Annotated in this window: 18 protein-coding genes; 12 read left to right on the top strand and 6 right to left on the bottom strand. The window is 65.0% G+C overall.

Annotated elements, in window-relative coordinates:
- The first annotated feature begins 231 nt into the window (after window positions 1-231).
- From Q0030_RS22140 to Q0030_RS22150, 3 genes are all read left to right on the top strand, one after another.
- A complete protein-coding gene (locus tag Q0030_RS22140) occupies window positions 232-1,119 on the top strand; it encodes an N-formylglutamate amidohydrolase (RefSeq protein WP_298371656.1) in 888 nt (295 codons plus the stop codon).
- Between the two features lie 558 nt (window positions 1,120-1,677).
- The gene (hisN, locus tag Q0030_RS22145; protein WP_298371659.1) at window positions 1,678-2,457 is read left to right on the top strand and encodes a histidinol-phosphatase; all 780 of its coding nucleotides are present in this window, start codon (window positions 1,678-1,680) and stop codon (window positions 2,455-2,457) included.
- Window positions 2,458-2,544: 87 nt separating this feature from the next.
- Window positions 2,545-3,513 (top strand): tripartite tricarboxylate transporter substrate binding protein, encoded by a 969-nt coding sequence (locus Q0030_RS22150; RefSeq protein ID WP_298371661.1) that lies wholly within the window; start codon window positions 2,545-2,547, stop codon window positions 3,511-3,513.
- A 2-nt stretch (window positions 3,514-3,515) separates the two neighbouring features.
- Here the strand turns inward: Q0030_RS22150 and Q0030_RS22155 are convergent, their stop codons facing one another.
- Both Q0030_RS22155 and Q0030_RS22160 read right to left on the bottom strand, forming a co-directional pair.
- On the bottom strand, window positions 3,516-4,163 hold the full coding sequence (locus Q0030_RS22155) for a glutathione S-transferase (RefSeq protein WP_298371663.1): 648 nt from the start codon (window positions 4,161-4,163) through the stop codon (window positions 3,516-3,518).
- Window positions 4,164-4,182: 19 nt separating this feature from the next.
- Window positions 4,183-5,076: a LysR family transcriptional regulator gene (locus Q0030_RS22160; RefSeq protein WP_298371665.1), complete on the bottom strand. Its 894-nt coding sequence runs from the start codon at window positions 5,074-5,076 to the stop codon at window positions 4,183-4,185.
- Window positions 5,077-5,168: 92 nt separating this feature from the next.
- On the opposite strand from Q0030_RS22160, the gene Q0030_RS22165 reads away from it, so the two are divergent.
- Window positions 5,169-5,921, top strand: a complete 753-nt coding sequence (locus tag Q0030_RS22165; RefSeq protein WP_298371667.1) for a sulfite exporter TauE/SafE family protein — start codon at window positions 5,169-5,171, stop codon at window positions 5,919-5,921.
- Here the strand turns inward: Q0030_RS22165 and Q0030_RS22170 are convergent.
- The gene (locus Q0030_RS22170) at window positions 5,905-6,867 is read right to left on the bottom strand and encodes an IclR family transcriptional regulator (protein WP_298371669.1); all 963 of its coding nucleotides are present in this window, start codon (window positions 6,865-6,867) and stop codon (window positions 5,905-5,907) included. The genes Q0030_RS22165 and Q0030_RS22170 overlap by 17 nt on opposite strands.
- Window positions 6,868-6,965: 98 nt before the next feature.
- Here Q0030_RS22170 and Q0030_RS22175 point away from each other — a divergent pair, with 98 nt between their 5' ends.
- The 4 genes from Q0030_RS22175 to Q0030_RS22190 are packed head-to-tail and all read left to right on the top strand — an operon-like array spanning window position 6,966 to window position 11,485.
- Window positions 6,966-7,757 carry an enoyl-CoA hydratase/isomerase family protein gene (locus tag Q0030_RS22175; protein ID WP_298371671.1) on the top strand — a complete coding sequence of 264 codons (792 nt, stop codon included), beginning with the start codon at window positions 6,966-6,968 and terminating at the stop codon, window positions 7,755-7,757.
- Window positions 7,758-7,765: 8 nt separating this feature from the next.
- The gene (locus Q0030_RS22180; RefSeq protein ID WP_298371673.1) at window positions 7,766-8,959 is read left to right on the top strand and encodes an extracellular solute-binding protein; all 1,194 of its coding nucleotides are present in this window, start codon (window positions 7,766-7,768) and stop codon (window positions 8,957-8,959) included.
- A complete protein-coding gene (locus Q0030_RS22185) occupies window positions 8,956-10,155 on the top strand; it encodes a CaiB/BaiF CoA-transferase family protein (protein WP_298371675.1) in 1,200 nt (399 codons plus the stop codon). The genes Q0030_RS22180 and Q0030_RS22185 overlap by 4 nt, the downstream gene beginning before the upstream one ends.
- Window positions 10,156-10,207: 52 nt before the next feature.
- A complete protein-coding gene (locus Q0030_RS22190) occupies window positions 10,208-11,485 on the top strand; it encodes an MFS transporter (protein ID WP_298371677.1) in 1,278 nt (425 codons plus the stop codon).
- A 54-nt stretch (window positions 11,486-11,539) separates the two neighbouring features.
- Here the strand turns inward: Q0030_RS22190 and Q0030_RS22195 are convergent, their stop codons facing one another.
- The gene (locus Q0030_RS22195) at window positions 11,540-12,175 is read right to left on the bottom strand and encodes a LysE family translocator (RefSeq protein WP_298371679.1); all 636 of its coding nucleotides are present in this window, start codon (window positions 12,173-12,175) and stop codon (window positions 11,540-11,542) included.
- Window positions 12,176-12,414: 239 nt separating this feature from the next.
- On the opposite strand from Q0030_RS22195, the gene Q0030_RS22200 reads away from it, so the two are divergent.
- Together Q0030_RS22200 and Q0030_RS22205 are read left to right on the top strand one after the other, a co-directional pair.
- A complete protein-coding gene (locus Q0030_RS22200; RefSeq protein ID WP_298371681.1) occupies window positions 12,415-14,214 on the top strand; it encodes a tetratricopeptide repeat protein in 1,800 nt (599 codons plus the stop codon).
- 60 nt (window positions 14,215-14,274) lie between these two features.
- Window positions 14,275-14,934: a hypothetical protein gene (locus Q0030_RS22205; protein WP_298371683.1), complete on the top strand. Its 660-nt coding sequence runs from the start codon at window positions 14,275-14,277 to the stop codon at window positions 14,932-14,934.
- A 62-nt stretch (window positions 14,935-14,996) separates the two neighbouring features.
- Here Q0030_RS22205 and Q0030_RS22210 read toward each other — a convergent pair whose 3' ends face one another.
- Window positions 14,997-15,944 (bottom strand): alpha/beta hydrolase, encoded by a 948-nt coding sequence (locus Q0030_RS22210; RefSeq protein ID WP_298371685.1) that lies wholly within the window; start codon window positions 15,942-15,944, stop codon window positions 14,997-14,999.
- Window positions 15,945-16,165: 221 nt separating this feature from the next.
- On the opposite strand from Q0030_RS22210, the gene Q0030_RS22215 reads away from it, so the two are divergent.
- Window positions 16,166-16,642 (top strand): Hsp20 family protein, encoded by a 477-nt coding sequence (locus tag Q0030_RS22215; RefSeq protein WP_298371687.1) that lies wholly within the window; start codon window positions 16,166-16,168, stop codon window positions 16,640-16,642.
- A gap of 156 nt (window positions 16,643-16,798) precedes the next feature.
- On the opposite strand, the gene Q0030_RS22220 is transcribed toward Q0030_RS22215, so the two are convergent.
- Complete coding sequence (locus Q0030_RS22220) at window positions 16,799-17,596, bottom strand: hypothetical protein (RefSeq protein ID WP_298371689.1); 798 nt, start codon at window positions 17,594-17,596, stop codon at window positions 16,799-16,801.
- Between the two features lie 472 nt (window positions 17,597-18,068).
- Between Q0030_RS22220 and gltB the strand changes: the two genes are divergently transcribed.
- The gene (gltB, locus tag Q0030_RS22225; protein ID WP_298371691.1) at window positions 18,069-22,832 is read left to right on the top strand and encodes a glutamate synthase large subunit; all 4,764 of its coding nucleotides are present in this window, start codon (window positions 18,069-18,071) and stop codon (window positions 22,830-22,832) included.
- The last annotated feature ends 39 nt before the right edge of the window (window positions 22,833-22,871 follow it).

The following is a 22,871-nucleotide window of genomic DNA, read 5'->3' on the forward strand; positions in this document are numbered from 1 at the left end:
TTTGCGTCAAGCCAGCGGCAAATGCGCGCCAGCCATTTGTGGACCGAACCACGCATCGAATCAACCTTGTGCGGCATTTCACGCCTTTAAGACGCGTTCCAGGCGGCGCCGCACTCTTTTCACTTGGCAGAATGATCGCGATTACCGACAATGCCCGCCCATAAATCTCCGCTTTTCCGGCAGAATCAGTTCTTGCGGGGCGAGGCGGACGCAAGGGACGGCGCCAAGGGAATGACCGAATTTGCTGGCGAGTTGTCGCCCCCGTTCGAGATCGTTGAGCCGCAGGCCTGGCGTGCGCCGATCATCTTCAATTCCCCGCATTCGGGCTCGGTCTACCCGGCCGAATTCCTCGAAGCGTCGCGAATCGATGTGGCGTCGCTGCGCCGCTCCGAAGACTCCTTCATGGACGAGTTGATCGCCGGATTGAGCGATCGCGGCTTTCCGATCATCCGGGTCAACTTCCCGCGTTCCTATGTCGACGTGAACCGCGAGCCCTATGAGCTCGACCCGCGGATGTTCACCGGGCGGCTGCCGAGCTTTGCCAATACCCGCTCGATGCGGGTGGCCGGCGGCCTCGGCACTATCCCGCGCGTGGTCGGCGACGGGCAGGAGATCTACCGCGAGCGGCTCGACGTCGACGAGGCGCTGCGGCGGATCGAGGTGCTCTACAAGCCCTATCACCGCGCACTGCGCCGGCTGATCAACAAGGCGCACCAGGCATTCGGCGCCGTGATTTTGGTCGATTGCCATTCGATGCCGTCGGTCGGGGTATCGCGCGACGAGCCGCGCCGGCCCGACGTCGTGATCGGCGACCGCTACGGCACGAGCTGCGCGCCGCTGCTGCCCGATCTGGTCGAGGAGATGATGAGTTCGCTCGGCTATTCGGTCGGCCGTAACAAGCCCTATGCCGGCGGCTTCATCACCGAGCATTACGGCAATCCGGCGAGCGGCCTGCACACGGTGCAGATCGAGCTCAACCGCGCGGTCTATATGGATGAGCGCCAACGCGAGCGCGGACCGCGCTTCGCCCAGGTGGCGGCCGACTTCGCGACGCTTGCGGATGCGCTCGCGAAAATTCCGTTCGGAGATCTCGGCCCGTTCCAGGCGGCGGCGGAGTAAATTGTTCATCGGCCACCGTGATGCCGATGAAGCCTTGAACGCAGAATACAAATTGGCGATCCGACAAGCGCCGAATTGGATTCTCAGTTCACTCCGAGAAAGACGGTCCAAGAAAAAAGGGCCGCTTGAATGAACAAGCGGCCCAAGTCTAGGGAGGAAACGCCCAAGGAGGGCAGCGATAGCGCGAGGCGCTACCGCACCGCAACAATATGCGACCGCGCTGCACAAAACGCAAGAACTTTCGAAACATTTCTTCTGTAATGTTGGTAAGTCTGGCGAAACTGCAACACGGCCAGAGAGCCAAATTAAGATGTTTAATATCAACATCTTACGCGAGAAATTCAGATCGGACAGCGTTCAGCGCATAGCTTGTATACCAGAACTCGCAACTTCGTGATCCGCCTCGAAGCCAGAGAGACTTTCGAATCGAAGCCAAATCGAAAGTCCGGAACCGGGGCATCAGGCTGGGATAACACTCCGTTAATCGTGCGCGCCGCATCGGATTGAGCTAGGCAAGAACGCATCTATCGCGTCGTTTGCGCATTTCAGGGACATGCCGTGACGGTCATCGACTTTACCGCCTTCATCGGCCGCCTCGCGACCGCATCCGGCGAAACCATCCTGCCTTTCTTCCGCACCTCGCTTTCGGTCGACAACAAGAGCTCGAGCGATTTCGATCCGGTCACCGAAGCCGACCGGGCCGCCGAAGCCGTGATGCGCCGGCTGATCAAGGCGAACTTCCCCCAGCACGGCATCGTCGGCGAGGAATTCGGCAATGAGCGCGAGGATGCTGACTATGTCTGGGTGCTCGACCCGATCGACGGCACGAAGTCCTTCATCGCCGGCTTTCCGATCTGGGGCACGCTGATCGCGCTGCTGCATAAAGGTACGCCGGTATTCGGCATGATGCACCAGCCCTATATCGGCGAGCGCTTCTCCGGCGACAACGGCTCGGCGAACTACTCCGGGCCGTCGGGCGAGCGGAGGCTCTCGGCGCGGCGCTGCGCCTCGCTGAAGGAGGCGACCGTCTTCACCACCAGCCCGCTGCTGATGAATCCGGATGACCGCGCCCGCTTCGGCCGCGTCGAGCATGCGGCGCGCCTGTCGCGCTACGGCGGCGACTGCTACTCCTATTGCATGCTCGCGGCCGGCCATCTCGACCTCGTGGTCGAGACCGAGCTGAAACCCTACGACATTGCCGGCCTGATCCCGATCGTCACCGGCGCCGGCGGCGTCGTCACCACTTGGGACGGCAAGCCGGCACAAGCTGGCGGCCGCATCATCGCAGCCGGCGATCCGCGCGTGCACGAAGCCGCGATGAAGCTGCTCAACGCCTGAACTTTTCTCCGGCTGATTTCTTGAGTTGCCGGGCGATTGATCTGCGCCCATCCTGACGGCAACGAGAAAAGTCAGGGATGGGCGCACATGACGATTTGCGGCAGGCTGCTGGCAGCCATTCTCCTGCTTCTCGCGACCGTCACCGCTAGCGCCCAGCAGTTCCCAACCAAGCCGATCCGGCTGATCGTACCGTTCCCGCCCGGCGGGCCGAACGACATCATTGCGCGGGTGATCGGGCAGAAGATCTCGGAACTCACAAAGCAGCCGATCATCGTCGACAACCGCGCCGGCCAGGGCGGCGTGCTCGGCACCGATGCGGTCGCGAAGGCCGCACCCGACGGCTACACGGTTGCGATCGCGAGCGCCGGTGCACTGGCGATCAGCCCGAGCATGGAGAAGGTCGCCTACGACACGCTGAAGGACCTCGCGCCGGTGACGCTGGTCGCGACCGTGCCGGAGATGCTGGTTGTCGCCACCGACGTGCCGGCAAAGAACATGAGCGAGCTGGTCGCGCTCGCCAAAGCGCAGCCGGGCAAGCTCAACTTCGCCTCCTCCGGCCCCGGCAGCCTGCCGCATCTGGCCTGCGAATTGTTCAAGCTGACGGCGAAGATTGACATCATGCATGTGCCCTATCGCGGCGCGGCACCGGCGGTGAACGATCTCCTGGGCCAGCAGGTGCAGATGACCTTCCTCGACCTGCCGGTGATCCTGCCGCAGATCAAGGCGGGCACGCTGCGGCCGATCGCGGTCGGCGGCCGCCAGCGCGCCCCGACCGCACCCGACGTGCCGACCACGACAGAGGCCGGCATGCCCGACCTGATCATCGAGAACTGGTACGGCATGGTCGCCCCCGCCGGAACGCCGCCGGCGATCGTCACCAGACTGAACCAGATCGCGACCGAGGCGATGGCTGATCCGGCGGTCAAGGCAAAACTCGCCGAGCAAGGCCTGACACTGGTCGGGGACACACCGGAGCATTTCCGCGACTTCGTCGCCGCCGACATCAAGCGATGGGCGAAGGTGATCCAGGACGCCGGCGTGGTGACGGCGAAGTAGGTTTAGTTGTCGAGCCGGCCGCGCAGCTCCTCGAACGGAAGCATGACGTGCTGACGAAACGGCGGGCGCTGCTGCAGCCTCTGATACCAACGCCCGACCGCTGGCAGCGACGGGCGCGCGATCTCAAGCCCGAAATAGCGATAGAGCGAGGTTCCCGCGGTGATGTCCGCGAGCGACAGCGTCTCGCCGAGCAGGAACGGATTGGCGTCGAGAAGCTGTTCGAGCTTGGCAAAATGCTGCTCGCAGCGGGCAAGCGCCTTGTGAATCGCCGGCCAGTCGCGCTGGCTTTCGGGTGTGCGGAAAAATCCCCAGAACACGCCGCCGAGAAAATCCGGCTGCAGCGCGGTCTGCGACCAGTCCATCCAGCCATCGACCCGCGCCCGGACGACGGGATCATCGGACCAGGAGCGGCCGTTGCCGTGGCGCGCGGCGAGGTAGCGCAGGATGGCGTGGGATTGCCAGACGGTGGCGTCGTCATCCCTGACGACGGGCACGCGGCCATGCGGGTTCATCGCGAGGAACGCCGGCGCATCGAGCCCGCCGAACGCGCCGCCGGCATCGATATGCTCGTGCGCCAGATCGAGCTCGCCGATCAGCCACATCACCTTCTGCACGTTGAACGAACTGCGCCGTCCCCAGACCCTGAGCATTGCACCCTCCTCGCTTGCGTCAGCGCTGCGCTTCGGCCCGCAAATATTCCACGAGCTGCTTGGCCGCGCGCGGCAATGCCTTGAAGCTGCGCGCGCAGATCGTCAGCCGGCGGTTGGCCCAGGCGTCGCGGATCCTGATCGTTGTGATCGGCATCGCCGCCGCACAGCGCCGCGCCGCGGTTTCCGGGATCACCGCGATGCCGACATCGGCGGCGACCATCTGGCAGATGGCGTCGAAGCCGCGCAGGCGGGCGCGGAAGCGCAGCCGCGCCCCGAGCTTCGCCGCGTGCCGCGAAATATGGACCTGCAGCGCCGACGCCGCCGTGAGGCCGACGAAATCGCGGCCGACCACCTCCTGGAAGTCGATCTGGCGGCGGTTGCCAAGATCGCTGCGTCGCGACGCCACCAGCATCAGCCGATCCTCGCTGAACAGGAAACGCTCGACGCTGTCGGGCAACGCGTGTTCGGCGGCGAAGCCGAGATCGGCTGCGCCGCTGGCGATCGCGGTCGCGATGTCGGTGCTCTCGCGCTCCTCGACGTCGACACTGATATCGGGATGTTCGTGCAGAAACGCCGCCAGCGCCCGCGGCAGGTGCTCCGACAGGCCCGAGGTGTTGGCAAGCAGCAGCACGTTGGCGCGGACTCCGCTGGCATAGGCGGCGAGATCGCTCTGCAAGGCCTCGACATTATGCATCACGATCCGCGCGTGACCGAGCAGGCTCTCGCCCGCCGCCGTCAGTTCGACGCCGCGGCGGCCGCGCTTGAGCAGCGCGACGCCGAGCGCCTCTTCGAGCCCCTTGATCCGCTCGCTGGCCGAGGCCAGCGCAAGATTTGCGCGCGCCGCGCCCTGCGTGATACTGCGCGCATCGGCAACCGCGATGAACAATTGCAAGTCGATCAGGTCGAACCGCATGACGTTTCCCGCCCCCGCCCTTCGGGTCGCCCGAAGGCTAACTCCGTAACCTCCAGATTGTGCCGATCGCATCGATCGGTCAATGTCCCGCCATGGTCGACCATCTCCTGATCTTCATCGCTTTCGCTTTCCTGCTCGCCGGCTTGGTCAAGGGCACGCTCGGCCTCGGTCTGCCGACGGTCGCGATGGGACTGCTGGCAACCACGATGGCGCCGGGTCAGGCGATTGCGATCGTGATCGTGCCGGCGATCGTCACCAATATCTGGCAGACCTTCGTCGGCCCCTATCTGCGCGACATCCTCAAGCGGCTGTGGCCGCTGATGCTCGGCACCGTGGTCGGAATCTGGATCAATGCCGGGCTATTGACCGGGCCCTACGCAGCCTACGGCACCGTCGTGCTCGGCGCGCTGCTGGTGATCTACGCGATCGTCGGCCTGAGCAGATTCAGCTTCAAGGTCAGGCGGCGCGACGAGAAATGGATCGGCGGCATCGTCGGCGTCATCACCGGGCTGATCTCGGCGGCAACCGGCGTCCAGGTCATTCCCTCGATGCCGTTCATGCAGGCGATCGGCATGGAGCGGGACGAACTGGTGCAGGCGCTCGGCGTCTTCTTCACAACCGCGACCATCGAACTCGCCTTCAACCTCACGGCCTTGGGCCTGCTGACCGCGGCCACCGCGCTGCCGGGCGCGGTGGCGATGGTGGCGTCGTTCATCGGCATGTTCATCGGCCAGGCGGTCCGCACACGGATGCAGCCGGACGTCTTCCGCCGTTGGTTCCTGATCTCGATGATCCTGCTCGGCATCTATCTCGCCGGCAGCGCGCTGCTCAAGATCCACGGTTAGGCTCGCGCGCTTTCGGCCGCGGACCACGCCTGTCCGCGGTTCCGGCACCGACAGACATCTGCAACGAAAGACGCTCGCCGCGATAGCCGAGCTGCCGCGAAATGTCTTCCGCGGCGCCGCCAGCGATCTCTATCGCAGTCTCCAGCGATGCGGTCATGTCCTTCATGGGGAGGAACGGCACCGTCAGCGCCGCGATTGTCTCACCGTGAAAATCGCGGATCGGGAGAGAAATATTCGTCACACCGGCGACCACAAGCGACGGCCGGACGTCGCAAGCCTGACGCGAGATCGCTTCGATGTATGAATTGACCGTTTCAATGTCTTCGTCAGGGCCGAGCATGCTCGCGACGATCTCGAGCACGCTGCTACGACGGTCCGGCGGCAGCCCTGCAAGCAACACGAGCCCCGAGCTGGTCTGGTGCGCGGGAAACCGCGCGCCCGGCGAGACGGAGTATCGCATCGCCAGCGGCGAATTGACCTGGCAAACGATCGCCACCTCGGCGCCGGTCAAGACCGCCACATGGCAGCTTTGATTGATCGCATTGACGAGTTCGCGCATCGGCCCGATCGCCGCGTCGCTCAATCCGCGGATCTGCTGGGTCGAATGCGCGAGCGTGAACAGCTTCAGCGATGCGACATAGAGATCGCTCGCAGGATCGCGCTGCAGGTAGCCGCGACGCTCCAGGAGCTGGATGATTCGATAGACCTCCTGGATCGAGCGGCCCACGCCTGCCGCGATCTGGCTTTGCTTCTGCGGCTCCGGCGTGACGGCCATGAACTCCAGGATATCCAGAGCCCTTTCCGCAGCAGGAGCCCGATAGGTACCGGCGTCTCTGGCCGGCTCCTGCTCGTCCGCTGTCTTGGTCAAACCATGTCTCCCACGCCGTCGAGCGCGCTCCGCGAGCGCTTTGCATGCCCGATGGCCATTCGGCTGTCCATTCGTCACAGGCGCCGCGACAAGCCCGGCACCCCGTTGACATCGAGTTTTTACATATGCAATGTAGTTTTACTAATAAAAGTTCTAGCATGGTTTCGGAGGCTGCGATGGGCGGAAGTGGAGATCTGATTCTGCGCGAGGAGGTTCTGCCAGGCGTTGCGCGGCTCTGCTTCAATCGCCCGGACAAGCTGAATGCGCTTTCGCTGCCGATGCTGCGGCTGTTCGAAAGTCATCTCGACGAGATCGCAGTGGATGCCGCGGTTCGCGTCGTCATCCTCGAGGGCGCCGGAGGCCGCGCTTTCGTGGCCGGTGCCGATATCGAGGAGTATCGCGGCGGCCGCCACGCTGAATTTGCCGCCTACCAGTTCGAGAGCCGGCGTATCTTCGACAAGCTGGAAGCCTTGCCAAAACCGACGATCGCCGGCGTGCGCGGCTACGCGCTCGGCGGAGGCTTCGAGCTCGCGCTGTGCTGCGACGTGCTGTTGTGCAGCCGGGATGCGCAGTTTGGCCTGCCGGAAGGCCGGCTTGGATTAAGCCCCGGCGGCGGCGGCACGCAACGGCTGACGCGCGCGGTCGGACGCCAGACTGCATCCGACGTCATGCTTGCCGGCTGGCGCTTGAGCGGAGTGCGCGCCTACCAGCTCGGCCTGGCGGCGGTGTGCTGCGAGGACGCCGAGCTCGATGGACACGTGAGAACGCGCGCCCAGGCGATGCTGAAGGTTGCGCCACTCGCGCAAACCGAAATGAAGCGGCTGATGCGGCAGGGCTTCGACGCGCCCCTGCCAGTCGCCCAGAGCCTCGAGCAGGAAGTGCTGCTGCGCCTCTACGCCACCGACGACGGACAGGAAGGCATCGACGCCTTCCTCTCCAAGCGCGAGCCACGGTTTTCGGGAAAGTAGTAGCGGCGATGTCCAGCGAAGCGCTGTCTCCCGCGGCCACCAGCCTCGAGGACCCACGACCGAATCTCGGCCTCACCTGGGATCATCCGCGCGGCTATCAGGCCCTGGATGCCGCCGCAAGGCTCCTCAATGTCAGAGCAACGACACTGCTCTGGGAACGTCAGCCGCTCGAAGGATTCGAGTCGCACCCGATCGGCGAACTGGCCTCGCGCTACGACCTGCTGGTGCTCGATCATCCGCATATCGGCGAGGCGGTCGCGCTGGATTGCCTGGTGCCGCTCGAAGCCTTCTTCTCCAGCGAGCAGATCGCGGCGTGGTCGCAGCACACGATCGGCCACGCGATGGCGAGCTACGCCTGGCAGGGACAGCACTGGGCGTTGCCGCTCGATGTCGCCACGCAGGTCATGGCGCTGCGCCGCGACCTCGTCGACGGTGCTGCGCCGCAGAGCTGGCCGGACGTCGTAAACCTCTCCAAAGAGAAGCCGGTGGCGCTGTCGGTCGCCGGACCTCACATCTTCCTGTGCCTGATGTCGATCGCGGTTGCGACCGGCGAAGAACCTGGCACCGGCGATCTGTTCCTGTCCGACGACACATTCGTCGCCGCGCTTGCGCTGCTGGAGGAACTGTACCACCGCAGCCCGGACTGGACGCTGCGCCTCAATCCGATCGGGCTCCTGGAGGCGATGTCGACGCGCGACGATCTCGCCCTTGTCCCTCTTGTCTATGGTTATGTGAACTACACCCGGCCATTGCCCGATCGTCGCCCGGTCGCATTCACGGAAGCGCCGGCCGGAGCGTTGTCGGGACGGCGCGGAAGCATTCTCGGAGGCACCGGCATCGCGATCACACGGCGGGCGCGGCCCGATCGCGCGCTGCTCGACCATCTGGCCTGGCTGATGTCGGCCGAAGTGCAGCGCGGATTCATTCCACTCCATGGCGGACAGCCTTCGCATCGAGAGGCCTGGTCCGATACGGCGGCCAATCGAAACAGCGGGCAGTTCTACGCATCGACCTTTGCGACGACCGAGCAGGCGTTCGTGCGCCCGCGCTTCGACGGCTACATCGCGTTCCAGAACAAGGCGGCGGACGTCCTGCGCACCGCGCTGTCCGAGCGCACCGCGCACGCGCGCGTGATCGGCGATCTGCGACGGATCTGGCGCGCGGCACAACATCAACATGTGAACAACGGGAGGACGAAGTGACTGAAAAGGCGCTTGATCACATCACCATCATCGATCTCAGCCATCTACTGCAGGGGCCATTCGCGACGCAACTGCTCGCCGATATGGGCGCCAACGTCATCAAGGTCGAACGTCCCGGTCAGGGCGATCTGTTTCGTACGTTGACATTCAACAACCGCTGGGTCGGCGGCAAGGAGAGCCCGAACTTCCTGGCGTGGAATCGCAACAAGCGATCGCTGGCGCTCGATCTCAAGTCAAGCGAGGCCAAGACGATCCTCTACAAGATTGCAGAGACCGCCGACGTCGTGGTCCAGAACTTCCGTCCCGGCGTGCTGGCCAAGCTCGGCTTCGGCTACGAGGACTTCAAGCGCGTCAACCCGCGCATCATCTACTGTTCCGGCTCGGGCTATGGCGAGAGCGGACCGTATGTCGACCGGCCGGGCCAGGACATGCTGCTGCAAGGCCTCACCGGTATTGCCGCTGCGACCGGGCGCGGCGACGGCCCGCCCGTTCCGGTCGGGTCCGGCTTTTCCGACCAGGTCGGCGCAATGAACATGGTCTATGGCATCCTCACCGCCCTGTTATGGCGCGAGCGGTCCGGCAAGGGCCAGGAGGTGAAGGTCAATCTCATGTCGGCGATGCTGGCCCATCAGGGCCAGGAATTGCTGACGGCCATGAACTTCAATACCGACTTCACGCGTCCGAAGTCCGGGATCGGGCATCCGGGCATGGACGCCCCCTTCGGGGTCTATCCGACCTCTGACGGCTGGGTCACGATCGCAATGAGCCCGTACCGCAGGCTGGTCGGCGTGCTCGGCGACGAGACGCTGCTCGTCTATGACGACCCGAAGCTGCTGTTCGAAAAGCGCGACGAGATCTGGGAGAAGCTCGCGGCGCGGACCGCGCTCTGGACGACCGCGGATCTGATGCGCGCGATGCTCGCGGTCGATATCTGGTGCGGCGAGGTGAAGAGCCATCTGCAGGCCACCGTCGATCCTCAGGTCGAGCATCTCGGCGCGATCGCTCACTATGATCATCCGACCGCAGGTCGCGTGAAGGTCGTCGGGCCGGCGGTTGCCATGAGCGAAACGCCGGCGACGATCGAGCGCCATGCCCCGCTTGTCGGCGAGCACTCTCGCGAGCTGCTGTCGCACTACGGTTTCTCGACAGACGAGATCGAAGCAATGCTCAGGCGCGGAGCCGTCGCCCAAGCCTGACGTCACAACGGACGAACCAATCACAACGACAAGATAGCTCTGGGGAGGGCACATGTTTCACAAGGTGCGTTGGCAGCTCGTCGCGCTGCTGTTCATGGCTGGCGTCATCAACTACCTCGATCGGGCCGCGCTCTCGGTCGCGGCTCCCTTGATCACGCAGGAATTGGGGCTCGATCCGGCGCAGCTCGGCGTCGTCTTCAGCAGCTTCTTCTTCGGCTACGCCTTGTTCTGCTTCGTCGGCGGATATGCCGCCGACCGCTACGGGCCGCGCCTGGTGATCATCGTCGCCATGACGCTGTGGTCGGTGTTCTGCGGCCTGACCGCGGCGGCGACCAGCGTCGCCGCGCTGGTGGTCCTGCGCGTGATCTTCGGAATGGGTGAAGGCCCCTTCAACACCACGATGGCGAAGTTCATCGGCAACTGGTTTCCCAAGTCGGAGCAGGCGAGCGCCATCGGGATAGCGAATTCCGGCACGCCCCTGGGCGGCGCCATCGCCGGGCCGATCGTCGGCTTCATCGCGCTGTCCTATGGATGGCGAATTTCGTTTATCGCGATCGCGGCGATCGGACTGCTATGGGTGCTGTTCTGGGCTCTCAGCTCTTCCGACAGCCCCGAAAGGCATCACCGGGTCGGCGATGCCGAACGCGCCGAGATCCGTCGAGGCCAGGCTGCCGAGGCGGCCCAGGCGCAGCTTCCGCTCACGCATTACCTGCGGCAGCCCGCGATCCTCGCCACTGCGCTCGCGTTCTTCGGCTACGCCTACATTCTCTACTTCTTCCTGTCCTGGTTTCCGAGCTATCTGACAATGGCCATGCATCTCAGCATCCAGAAGATGGCGATCGTCAGCGTCATTCCATGGGCGCTCGGCTTTGTCGGCCTCGCCTCGGGCGGCTTCGTCTGCGACGCGCTGGGCCGCCGGCTTGGCGACCAGGTCGCAGCGCGAAAGCTCGTGATGGTCGTCTGCCTGCTCGTCGCAGCGGTGACCGTAGCGCTTGCCGGTATCGCATCCAGCCTCGAGGCCGTGATCACGCTGATCGCGATCGCGGTGTTCTTCATGTATCTCAGCGGTTCGACCTATTGGGCGATCATCCTGGGGCTCGTCGAGTCCGGCCGGGTCGGCGGAGTCGCCGGCTTCGTCCACTTGATCGCCAACACGGCGGGAATCGTGGCGCCCATCGTCACCGGCGTGCTGGTTGAGAAAACCGGAAGTTTCGCAAGCGCGTTCGTTCTGGCCGGCGGCCTCGCGATCGTCGGTGCGCTGCTCGTCGCGTTGCTGGTGCGCGGGCCTTCATCTCGCCCCGTGGCGCTTGCCCAGGCGAGCCAACGCTGAGCGTCGCGCCGTTCGTCCTCGGTGCATCGGGCACCGAGGACACGCGCTGTCCCGCTAACGCGCCTCCAGCATGGCGACGCGGACGCCGAGATAGATGAAGAGCGCGCCGAGCGAACGGTTGATCCAGGCGATCACGCCGGTCGATTGCCGGATGCGGCCGGCAGCCCGCGCCGCAAAGGCCGCGAGGCCAAGGCACCACAGCGTGCCGCCGGTGATGAAGATCAGCCCAAGCACCAGGAAGGCGAGCGTCTTGTGGGCTGAGTCCGCCGCCACGAATTGCGGCAGGAATGCCAGGAAGAACAGCGCCACCTTCGGGTTGAGGATGTTGGTCAGCGCGCCCTGCCAGAACACACGCGAGATCGAGGTCTCGCCGCCCTGCCCGGCGATGTCAGCGATCGGCTTGGCGCGCGACAGCAGCATCTGCAGCCCGGTCAGCACCAGATAGGCCGCGCCGATCAGCTTGACGGCCAGGAACGCGGTCGACGACGCCATCAGCAGCGCCGACAGCCCGATCGCCGCGCCCAGCACATGGACCAGGCAGCCGCAGCTGATACCGACCGCCGCAGCGGCGCCGCCGCGCCATCCGTGCTGAATCGTGCGCCCTATGATATAAGCGGTATCCGGCCCCGGCGTGACGTTGAGTAACAGCCCGGACAGGACAAACAGCCAAAGCTCGTGAATTCCCAGCATCTCGGCCACATTAACCTATTTAAGCAACGAACCCGAAAGGACGGTCAGCCAACCTGCGCCATTGCAGCGACACACGAATTCAGTAGAGAAACGGACTGTACGATCCGTTGGTCGCATGCCAATTCCTGCTACTATGCATTATAGGTGCCCGTAAACCGAGCTTCCGCCGGACCCGGCCTGCCTTGTAAGTATCGGATTCGGTCACCTCGGCTAAGTGGCCATTCCGGGGCACAGGAGACATGGAAAGACGGCTCGCTGCCATTCTTTGCGCTGATATCGCCGGCTATTCCCGCATGATGGGTGTCGACGAGGCGGGGACGCATGCCTCGTTCAAGGCGCACCGCAGCGCGATCTACCCGATCATCCTCAACCATGGCGGCCGAATCGTCAAAAACACCGGCGATGGCTTCCTGCTGGAATTTCCGAGCATCATCGGTGCGATCGAGGCAGCCGTCGCGATGCAGACGCTGATGGCCGAACGCAACGAACATCTGCCGGCCGACCGCGCCATGCACTTCCGGATGGGCGTCCACATGGGCGACGTCATGGCCGACGAGGACGAGGTGTTCGGCGACGACGTCAACATCGCAGTCCGCCTCGAGACCGTCGCCGTGCCGGGCGGCATCGCGGTATCGGACAAGGCCCGCACCGAGTCAGGGCGGCGGCTTGCCGTCAGCCTGGTCGATGCCGGCCCGCACCGCTTCAAGAACATCACCGAGCCGGTCCATGTCTGGACCTGGGCGCCAGCCGGCTCCGACAAGCAGGAGCAGGTCCCCGACGACGGCCCGCATCTGCCGGGGCAATACCGGACCGCGATCGTCGGTGTGCTGCCGTTCGATAATCTGAGCGGCGGCGCCGACGAGTATTTCTCTGACGGCCTGACCGAGGATCTGATCCACGCGCTGTCGCTGCAATCCTTCTACCGCGTGCTGAGCCGCAACTCGACCTTCGCCTACAAGGGCAAGAACGTCTCGACCCGCCTGATCGCGCGTGAAATCGACGCGACCTATCTGATCCAGGGCTCGGTGCGCCGCGCCGGCAACAAGATCCGCGTCTCCGCCGAACTGATCGCGCCCGAGAAGGGCGAGCAGCTGTGGACCGGCCGCTACGACCGCGACATGGGCGACCTGTTCGCGATGCAGGACGAGATCACCGCCAACCTCTCCGCCGCGGTGGCCCAGGAGATCTACCGTGCCGAAGCCTCGGCGCCGGCGCGCTCGCCGAACGCCGAGCTGACAGCGTGGGATCGCTTCCTGAAGGGTCTGTCGCACTACTATCACCAGACCAAGGACGATTGCGAAACCGCGATCGCGCTGTTCAAGGAGGCGATCGAGCTCGACCCCGCGCTGTCGATCGCGCGCGCCTATCTCGCGCTGATCCAGATCCAGAGCATCCAGTTCGGCTGGATTCCGAGCACGCGCGAATTGTGGGCCTCGTCGGTCAGCCTCGCCGAGAGCAGCGTCCGGCTCGACCCGCGCTCCTCGTTTGCATTCTCGCTGCTGGCCTATCTGCATGCGATGCAGGGCCACTACGAAGCCGCGATGGACGCCATCAAGCGGGCGATCGAGCTCAACCCCTACGACATGGGCGCCCGCGGCGTGCTCGGCATCTGCCATATGGTGATCGGCGATCATCGCAAGGCGGTCGATCTGTTCTCGACGGCGGTCCAGCGCGGCAACAGCGACCCGCGCTACCAATGGGGCGCTTTGAACGCGTTCAGCCATTACCTGCTCGGACAATACGACGCATCGCTGTCATGGTCGCGCGAAACGCTCTATCTCAACCCGAACCACCTGCAGGGTCTTGCGGTGCGCGCCGCCGCGCTCGCCCAGCTCGGCCGCGCCGACGAAGCCGCACAGGCGGCCGAGGCGCTGCTCGCCAACCATCCCCACCTGACGGTCGAGCGTCACCTGCGCAATTTCCACTGGAAGAACCCGGCCGACATCGCGCTCTATCGCGATGGCCTCTTGAAAGCCGGCCTCCCGTTCGGCAAACTCGCTCTGGTTGCATCCAACTCGAAATTCGCCGCTGATTCCTGAGCGAATTCATCCACCGGTAATGGATGCTTTTTAAGCTGACGCTTTTCAGGATGTGGTCTGATGTCCGATACGGCTGCAAGCGCGGCACCCGCCGCGCAGGTTTCCCCTGACAATCCCTGCCCGTTCCTGCGTGCGCTGGTCGCCGGCGACTATGTCGGCGGCCATATCGTGCCGCTGCCGAAGCTGACCGAAACCATCGACCGCGCCACCGGCAAGACCGGCCTTCCGGCGCTCAGCGCCGGCGCCAAGATCTTCATGGTCGCGCAGATGGCCAACGGCATTGGCCCCTTCAGCCAGGTCCGCAGCCTGTTGCAGGGCGCGATCCTCGACGAATTGCGCAACGGCCCCCTCGACAAGCACGGCGCCGGCTCGCGCATCCTCGACCAGCATGCCGTCGTGCATGAGGACGAGATCGCGAGGCTCGCGACCTTCGGCAGTGACTACAAGGCTCCCGACGGCAGCGTCGAGCGCGGGCTGTCGGCCTCCGAGATCAAGACGTTCATGGCGGCAAACTTCCAGCGCGCCAAGGACGAGAATCCGCCGTCCTACGCGATCCTGCACTGCTACTATCCGCTCTTGATGCTCGGCGAGTGGCCGGTGCTGCTTGACATCATGGGCAAGGGCGAAGGCAAGGACCGCTATCTCAGCGTCGCCGAGGTCAGGACCTTGTTCGTGGAAAAGCGCTTTCCCGACCGCATCGTCGCGCTGCTGCAGGGCTAGATTCTTCTTGACGCGTTTTCTTTACGCGAACCGGTATGCACTTCGCTCGAAAACGCTATGGTTCACTTGAACAGCGGCGTGCCCGGCACGAAGGCGTCGAACGCCGCCCAGAATTGCCCGCGGTAACGATCCTGCTCCTGCAGGATCTCATGCTTGGAGCCGGCGATCACCAGATGCGAGCCGGCGCGCAAATGATAGGCGAACTCCTCGATTGCGGCCGTCGATACCACCTCGTCATTGCTCGCCGCCAGCATCAGGATCGGCTGGCGGATTTCGGTCGGATACGACATGCCGCGGAAGGTGCGCATCGCGGTGAACGCGGTGTCGGCCCAGGCGATCGTCGGCGCGGCGATACCGAGCGTCGGGTCTTCATCCAAGATCGCGGCGTTGCGTGCATGGCGCACCGGATCGCTGGTCACGGGATTGCCTATGAAGGGCGCAAGCCCGACCAGTTCGCTGCTGCCGCCCGGAACGTAATTGCCGCCCTGCCCGGTCAGCCGCATGATCCTGAGCAGCGCGCTCGGAAAGAACGAGACGCGCTTGCGCGGCAGGTCGATCATCGGAGCCGACAGCACCATGCGATCGAACCAGCGCTTGCCGGCATGCGCGACCCGCAGCAGGACGGCACCGCCCATCGAATGCGCCAGCGCGAAATAGGGCGGCGGGCAATCCGGCAGCACCACCTGCTGCACGAAGGTCTCGACGTCGACCTCGTAGTCGGCGAAGTCGCGCACGTAACCCTTGCGTGGATCACGCAGCCGCCGCGACGAGTGGCCCTGCCCGCGCCAGTCGATCATCGCCACCGCAAAGCCGCGGTCGCGCAGGTCGCGCACGGTCTCGAAATATTTCTCGATCATCTCGCCGCGTCCGCCGAACACGCAGACCGTGCCCTTGCGGCCGGGCGGCGGCGCCCAGCGCGCGAAGCGCAGCTCGGCTCCGTCAGGTGTCTTGATGGTGCCACTGACAACGTCGTCCGGAACCGGGTTGGCGGGGATCGAGACGAGCGTCATGCAGGAGACCGGCGTGGTGGGAACAGGGTGGAGATCAAGGACGCCGGCGCCGAAAAAAGCGACGCGGTTTCCGCCTCTTGAACGCGACGTGACCCCTCCCATATCACCTCAGTGCAGGCCGCTACCAGTGTTTCGGAACCGGAACATGAGGCTGCACACATCTAAGCCCGGCCCGATGGCGGGCGGGTAACTGAAACAGTCGCTCATTGGAGGACTATTCTATGCGTAGCTACGACCTCACTCCGTTCTATCGTTCCACCGTCGGCTTCGACCGCCTCTTCAGCCTGCTCGATCAGGTGACCTCGGACGGCAGCCCCGGCTATCCCCCCTACAACATCGAGCGCACCGGTGAGAATGCTTACCGGATCAGCGTTGCGGTCTCCGGCTTCTCGCAAGCCGAGCTTTCGATCGTCGCGAAGGAGAACACGCTGACGATCAAGGGCGAGAAAACCGCCAACGAGAACTCCGGCAACAGCTCCGAAGTGCTCTATCGCGGCATCGCCTCCCGCGCCTTCGAGCGCGTCTTCCAGCTTGCCGATTTCGTGCAGGTGAAGAACGCTTCGCTCGAAAACGGCCTGCTCCACGTCGATCTCGTCCGCGAGATTCCCGAGGCCAAGAAGCCCCGCAGCATTCCGATCGGCGGCGGCGAGAAGGCCCCGCAGGTGGTTGACGGCTCGGCCGGCAAGGTCGCGGCCTAAGCGACACATCCCGCGTCAGCAGATATTGGCTGAACGCGAAAACGCCCCGGGAAACCGGGGCGTTTTTGTCGCGAAGGGCCGTAGCCCCGGATGGAGCCAACGGGGCGCGCGTTGGCGCGACCCGTTGGCTCCATCCGGGCTACACAGCGACGCTGGTCACTCCAGCCCCTGCACCTTGGGCATTTCCTGGGTCGGCAGGATCGCGGGTGCAGGAGCCGGCGGCGGCGGAGCGGCCTGACCGACGGTCGGAGCCTCGGCTTGCTGAACGGCCTGCGGTGCGGCCGCCTGCGCTTCGGTCGGCTTGGGTGCGGCCGCGGCCTGCTCGGCTGGCGCGGGTGCAGCTGCCTGGGTCGGCGCAGGCTGCGGCGCAGCGGTCGGCGAGACGGCCGCCTGGGCGGCTGGAGCCTGGGTGGCCGGGGCGGGAACCTGCGCCTTGGCCGCGAGCGGGCTCCGCTTCGGCACCGGCACGCGGCTGGCGACATGCGGGATCGGGAGCGGCGGCCGCGGCACCCGGGCCTGGATCGGCCGCAGGATTGGGCCGACCGGGCCGTAGGTGGAGCTCATCTCCTCCTCATAATTGTCGCCGAGCCTATAGGCCGGGGTGAAGCGGATGATGTGGCCGTCGCGGGCGTCGATCACCAGCCGGCCGTCGTCGCCGCCCTGGTCGATCACCGAGATCGTGTAGACGAAGCCGCGCTGCTGCGGGGCGCCGAGCGGCAGGTAGCCGTTCTCGCGCAGCACGGTGTAGACCTCGACCGGCGGCAACAGGCTCGGGACGCGGCCGAAGCGCGGCGGCGGCGGCACCTCGGGCATGGCGGCGTAGGGCCCGCCCATGTCGGATACCCTGACGAAAGACGGGCTGCCGATTCGGGCTGATGTCACCAGCTGCGCTTGGGCCGAGGCCGCGCTGAGCGCGAGAGCGGCGGCTGCGACCGAACCTGTGAACAACTTCATCGCCGTAACTCCTGTCTGGCCCGCCCTATGGGAGCTTCCCGCTCTCTTGCCGGCTTGCCGGGCGAAATTTCGGTTTGAATTCCGGCGGTCCTTGGTCCCTCCTTGGGCCAGATCACGGCGTGTTTGCTTCGAATCAGGGGCGCCCAGGCACCCACCGAGCTGTCCGATCTGAGCATGCGGGCGAGGACTTCCTCGCGCTTGTGTGATAGACAAAAATTTGGCAAGGTCGAGGTTAGGACAGCAAAGCTGTCTCAATTTCGAGGCCATTCCGGCATAGGGATTGCAACGAAACCTCGGCGCCCCGGGCTCCGAGAATGCTGCAGGCAGGGCCGTCCTTCAGGGGACGTTGAAACGCCCGTCGCCTGAATTTAGGAAAATGCGGCTCGCGGCGGACGAGCGGTGGCCCGGTGGGTGCCGCAACGTCCAAGGTGCGCCAAATGCGGTGAGGCCCCTTACGAAAGGGAGAGGACACATGAGCGGATCGGAATTCGAGCGCGAAACCATCGTGGCAGGCATGCTGTCGGCGACCGCGGACTCGAAAGCCGCCGATGCCGCGCATGATGCGTCTATTGGGCCGCACACCCCCGAACTGCATACTTGGCGACCTGAGGCCGAAGGCCTGTACGACCTGAGCCTGGAAAAGGACTCCTGCGGCGTCGGCTTCATCGCCAACATCAAGGGCCAGAAGTCGCACCAGATCGTCTCCGACGCGCTGAGCATCCTGTGCAACCTCGAACATCGTGGCGCCGTCGGCGCCGACCCGCGCGCCGGTGACGGCGCCGGCATCCTGGTGCAGATCCCGCACGCCTTCTTCGCGCGCAAGACCTCCGAGCTCGGCTTCAAGCTGCCGAAGCCCGGCGAATACGCCATCGGTGCGCTGTTCATGCCGCGCGATGCGGCGTGGCGGAACGTGATCAAGAGCATCATCGCCGACGAGATCAAGAACGAGGGCTTCAAGCTGCTCGGCTGGCGCGACGTGCCCAGTGACAATTCCTCGCTCGGCGTCACGGTGAAGCCGACCGAGCCCTATCACATGCAGGTCTTCATCGGCCGCAATGGTGCTGCCAAGACCGAGGACGATTTCGAGCGCCGGCTCTACATCCTGCGCAAGTCGATCTCGCAAGCGATCTATCAGCGTCGCGACCGCGGCATGGCGGGCTATTATCCGTGCTCGCTGTCGTGCCGCACCGTGATCTACAAGGGCATGTTCCTGGCGGACCAGCTCGGCAAATACTATCCCGACCTGCATGAAGCGGACTTCGACAGCGCGCTGGCGCTGGTGCATCAGCGCTTCTCGACCAACACCTTCCCGACCTGGTCGCTGGCGCATCCCTACCGGATGATCGCCCATAACGGCGAAATCAACACGTTGCGCGGCAACGTCAACTGGATGGCGGCGCGGCAGGCTTCCGTGCATTCGGAGCTCTACGGCAAGGACATCAGTCGCCTGTGGCCGATCTCCTATGAAGGCCAGAGCGACACCGCCTGCTTCGACAACGCGCTCGAATTCCTGGTGCAGGGCGGTTACTCGCTGCCGCACGCCGTGATGATGATGATTCCGGAAGCGTGGGCCGGCAATCCCCTGATGGATGAGCAGCGCCGCGCCTTCTACGAATATCATGCCGCGCTGATGGAGCCGTGGGACGGCCCGGCTGCGATCGCCTTCACCGACGGCCGCAAGATCGGCGCGACGCTCGACCGCAACGGCCTGCGCCCGGCGCGCTATCTCGTCACCAAGGACGACCGCATCGTGATGGCGTCCGAAATGGGCGTGCTGAAGATTCCGGAGGACCAGATCGTCACCAAGTGGCGGCTGCAGCCCGGCAAGATGCTGCTTGTCGACCTCGAGCAGGGCCGCCTGATTCCCGACGACGAGATCAAGGCCGACCTCGCCAAGAGCCATCCCTACAGCGACTGGCTGCATCGCACCCAGATCCAGCTCGAGGAGCTGCCGGATGCGCCGGCCAAGGGCGTGCGCTCCAACCTGCCGCTGCTCGATCGCCAGCAGGCGTTCGGCTACAGCCAGGAAGACATCACGATCCTGATGACGCCGATGGCGGCCACCGGTGAGGAGGCAGCCGGCTCGATGGGCAACGACACGCCGATCTCGGCGCTGTCGGACAAGCCGAAGCAGCTGTTCACCTACTTCAAGCAGAACTTCGCGCAGGTGACCAACCCGCCGATCGACCCGATCCGCGAAGAGATCGTGATGAGCCTCGTCTCGATCATCGGGCCGCGGCCGAACCTGTTCGACCTGCAGGGCGTCGCCTCGACCCAGCGCCTCGAAGTCCGGCAGCCGATCCTGACCGATGCGGACCTCGAGAAGATCCGCTCGATCTCCGACGTTCCCGAGACCCACTTCAAGTCGCGCACGCTCGACACCACGTTCCACGCCGGCTTCGGCGCGGCGGGCATGGAGCAGGTGCTCGACGAGCTCTGCGCGCGCGCCGAGGGCGCGGTGCGCGAGGGCATCAACATCATCATCCTGTCGGATCGGATGACCGGCACCGACCGGATTCCGATCCCGTCGCTTTTGGCCTGCGCCGCCGTGCATCATCATCTGATCCGCACCGGCCTGCGCACCTCGGTCGGCCTCGTGGTCGAATCCGGTGAGCCGCGCGAAGTGCATCACTTCGCCTGCCTCGCCGGCTACGGCGCCGAAGCGATCAACCCCTATCTCGCGTTCGAGACCATCCTCGCGATGAAGGACCGGCTGCCCGGCGCGCTCGACGACTACGAGATCGTCAAGCGCTACATCAAGTCGATCGGCAAGGGCCTGCTCAAGGTGATGTCCAAGATGGGCATCTCGACCTACCAGTCCTATTGCGGCGCGCAGATCTTCGACGCAGTCGGCCTCAAGGCGGACTTCGTCGCCAAGTATTTCGCGGGTACCCACACAAGGATCGAGGGCGTCGGCCTCGGCGAGATCGCCGAGGAGACCGTGCGGCGCCACACCGATGCGTTCGGTGACGGCCAGATCTACAAGAGCGCGCTCGATGTCGGCGGCGAATATGCCTACCGCACCCGCGGCGAGGATCATGCCTGGACCGCGGAATCGGTCTCGACCTTGCAGCATGCCGTGCGCGGCAACTCGCTGGAGCGCTACCGGGCGTTCGCCAAGATCCTCAACGAACAGTCCGAGCGTCTGTTGACGCTGCGCGGCCTGTTCCGGATCAAGAGCGCCGAGGACGACAAGCGCAAGCCGGTCAAGCTCGAGGACGTCGAGCCGGCCAAGGACATCGTCAAGCGGTTCTCGACCGGCGCGATGTCGTTCGGCTCGATCTCGCGTGAGGCCCACACCACGCTCGCGATCGCGATGAACCGGATCGGCGGCAAGTCGAACACCGGCGAAGGCGGCGAGGAATCCGACCGCTTCAAGCCGCTGCCCAATGGCGATTCGATGCGCTCGGCGATCAAGCAGGTCGCCTCGGGTCGGTTCGGCGTGACGACGGAATATCTCGTCAACTCCGACATGATGCAGATCAAGATGGCGCAGGGTGCCAAGCCCGGCGAAGGCGGCCAGTTGCCCGGCCACAAGGTCGACGCGACGATCGCGCGCGTCCGGCATTCGACGCCGGGCGTCGGCCTGATCTCGCCGCCGCCGCATCACGACATCTACTCGATCGAAGACCTCGCCCAGCTGATCTACGACCTCAAGAACGTCAATCCCGACGGCCAGGTCTCGGTGAAGCTGGTGTCCGAGGTCGGCGTCGGAACGGTTGCCGCCGGCGTCGCCAAGGCACGCGCCGACCATGTCACCATCGCGGGCTTCGAGGGCGGCACGGGTGCTTCGCCCCTGACCTCGATCAAGCATGCCGGCTCGCCGTGGGAGATCGGCCTTGCCGAAACCCATCAGACGCTGGTGCGCCAGCGGCTGCGCAGCCGCATCGCGGTTCAGGTCGACGGCGGTTTCCGCACCGGCCGTGACGTCGTGATCGGCGCGCTGCTCGGTGCCGACGAGTTCGGCTTCGCCACCGCGCCCTTGATCGCGGCGGGCTGCATCATGATGCGCAAGTGCCACCTCAACACCTGCCCGGTCGGGGTTGCGACCCAGGATCCGGTGCTGCGCAAGCGCTTCACCGGCCAGCCCGAGCACGTCATCAACTACTTCTTCTTCGTCGCCGAGGAAGTGCGCGAGATCATGGCGCAGCTCGGCTACAAGACGTTCGACGAGATGGTCGGCCAGGTCCAGATGCTGGACCAGACCGCGCTGGTCTCGCACTGGAAGGCCAAGGGCCTCGACTTCTCCAAGCTGTTCGTGCGGCAGAAGGAGGAGAAGGGCCAGACGATCTATCACTCGGAGGGCCAGAACCATCATCTGGAAGCCGTGCTCGACCGCCGGCTGATCGAGAAGGCGCAAGCCGCGCTCGATCGCGGTGCGCCGGTCAAGATCGAGGAAGAGATCAACAACACCAACCGTTCCGCCGGCGCGATGCTGTCGGGCGCGGTGGCCAAGATCTACGGTCATGCCGGCCTTCCGCTCGACACCATCCATGTCGGCCTGAAGGGCACGGCGGGACAGGCGTTCGGCGCCTGGCTCGCCAAGGGCGTCACCTTCGAGCTCGAGGGTGAAGGCAACGACTATGTCGGCAAGGGCCTCTCGGGCGGCTGCATCATCGTCAAGCCGCCGAAGAACTCCGGCATTGTGCCGGAAGAGTCGATCATCGTCGGCAACACCGTGATGTACGGCGCGATCGCGGGCGAATGCTACTTCCGCGGCATCGCCGGCGAGCGCTTCGCGGTGCGCAACTCCGGCGCGGTCGCGGTCGTCGAAGGCGCCGGCGATCATTGCTGCGAATACATGACCGGCGGCATCGTGGTGGTGCTCGGCAAGACCGGGCGCAACTTCGCGGCCGGCATGTCCGGCGGCATCGCCTACGTGCTGGACGAGAGCGGCGACTTCAGCAAACTCTGCAACCTGTCGATGGTCGAGCTTGAGCCGGTGCTGTCGGAGGAGATGATCAACGCCGACACCTACCACCACTCCGGCGATCTCGAGGCGCATGGCCGGGTCGACGTGTTTCAGAACCTGCTCGATTCCGACGTGGAGCGGCTGCATGTCCTGATCACGCGTCACGCCAAGCTGACCGGCTCGAAGAAGGCGGCCGCGATCCTCGCCGACTGGAAGAGCTGGCTGCCGAAATTCCGCAAGGTGATGCCGGTGGAGTACCGCCGCGCGCTGAAGGAAATGAAGGCCAACGCCGACGCCGAGCCGAAGATCGCGATCGGCGCGTAGTATCACCGGGCGTCATTCCGGGGCGCGCCATGAGCGCGA

Source organism: uncultured Bradyrhizobium sp., from assembly GCF_947648125.1.
Classification (GTDB): domain Bacteria; phylum Pseudomonadota; class Alphaproteobacteria; order Rhizobiales; family Xanthobacteraceae; genus Bradyrhizobium.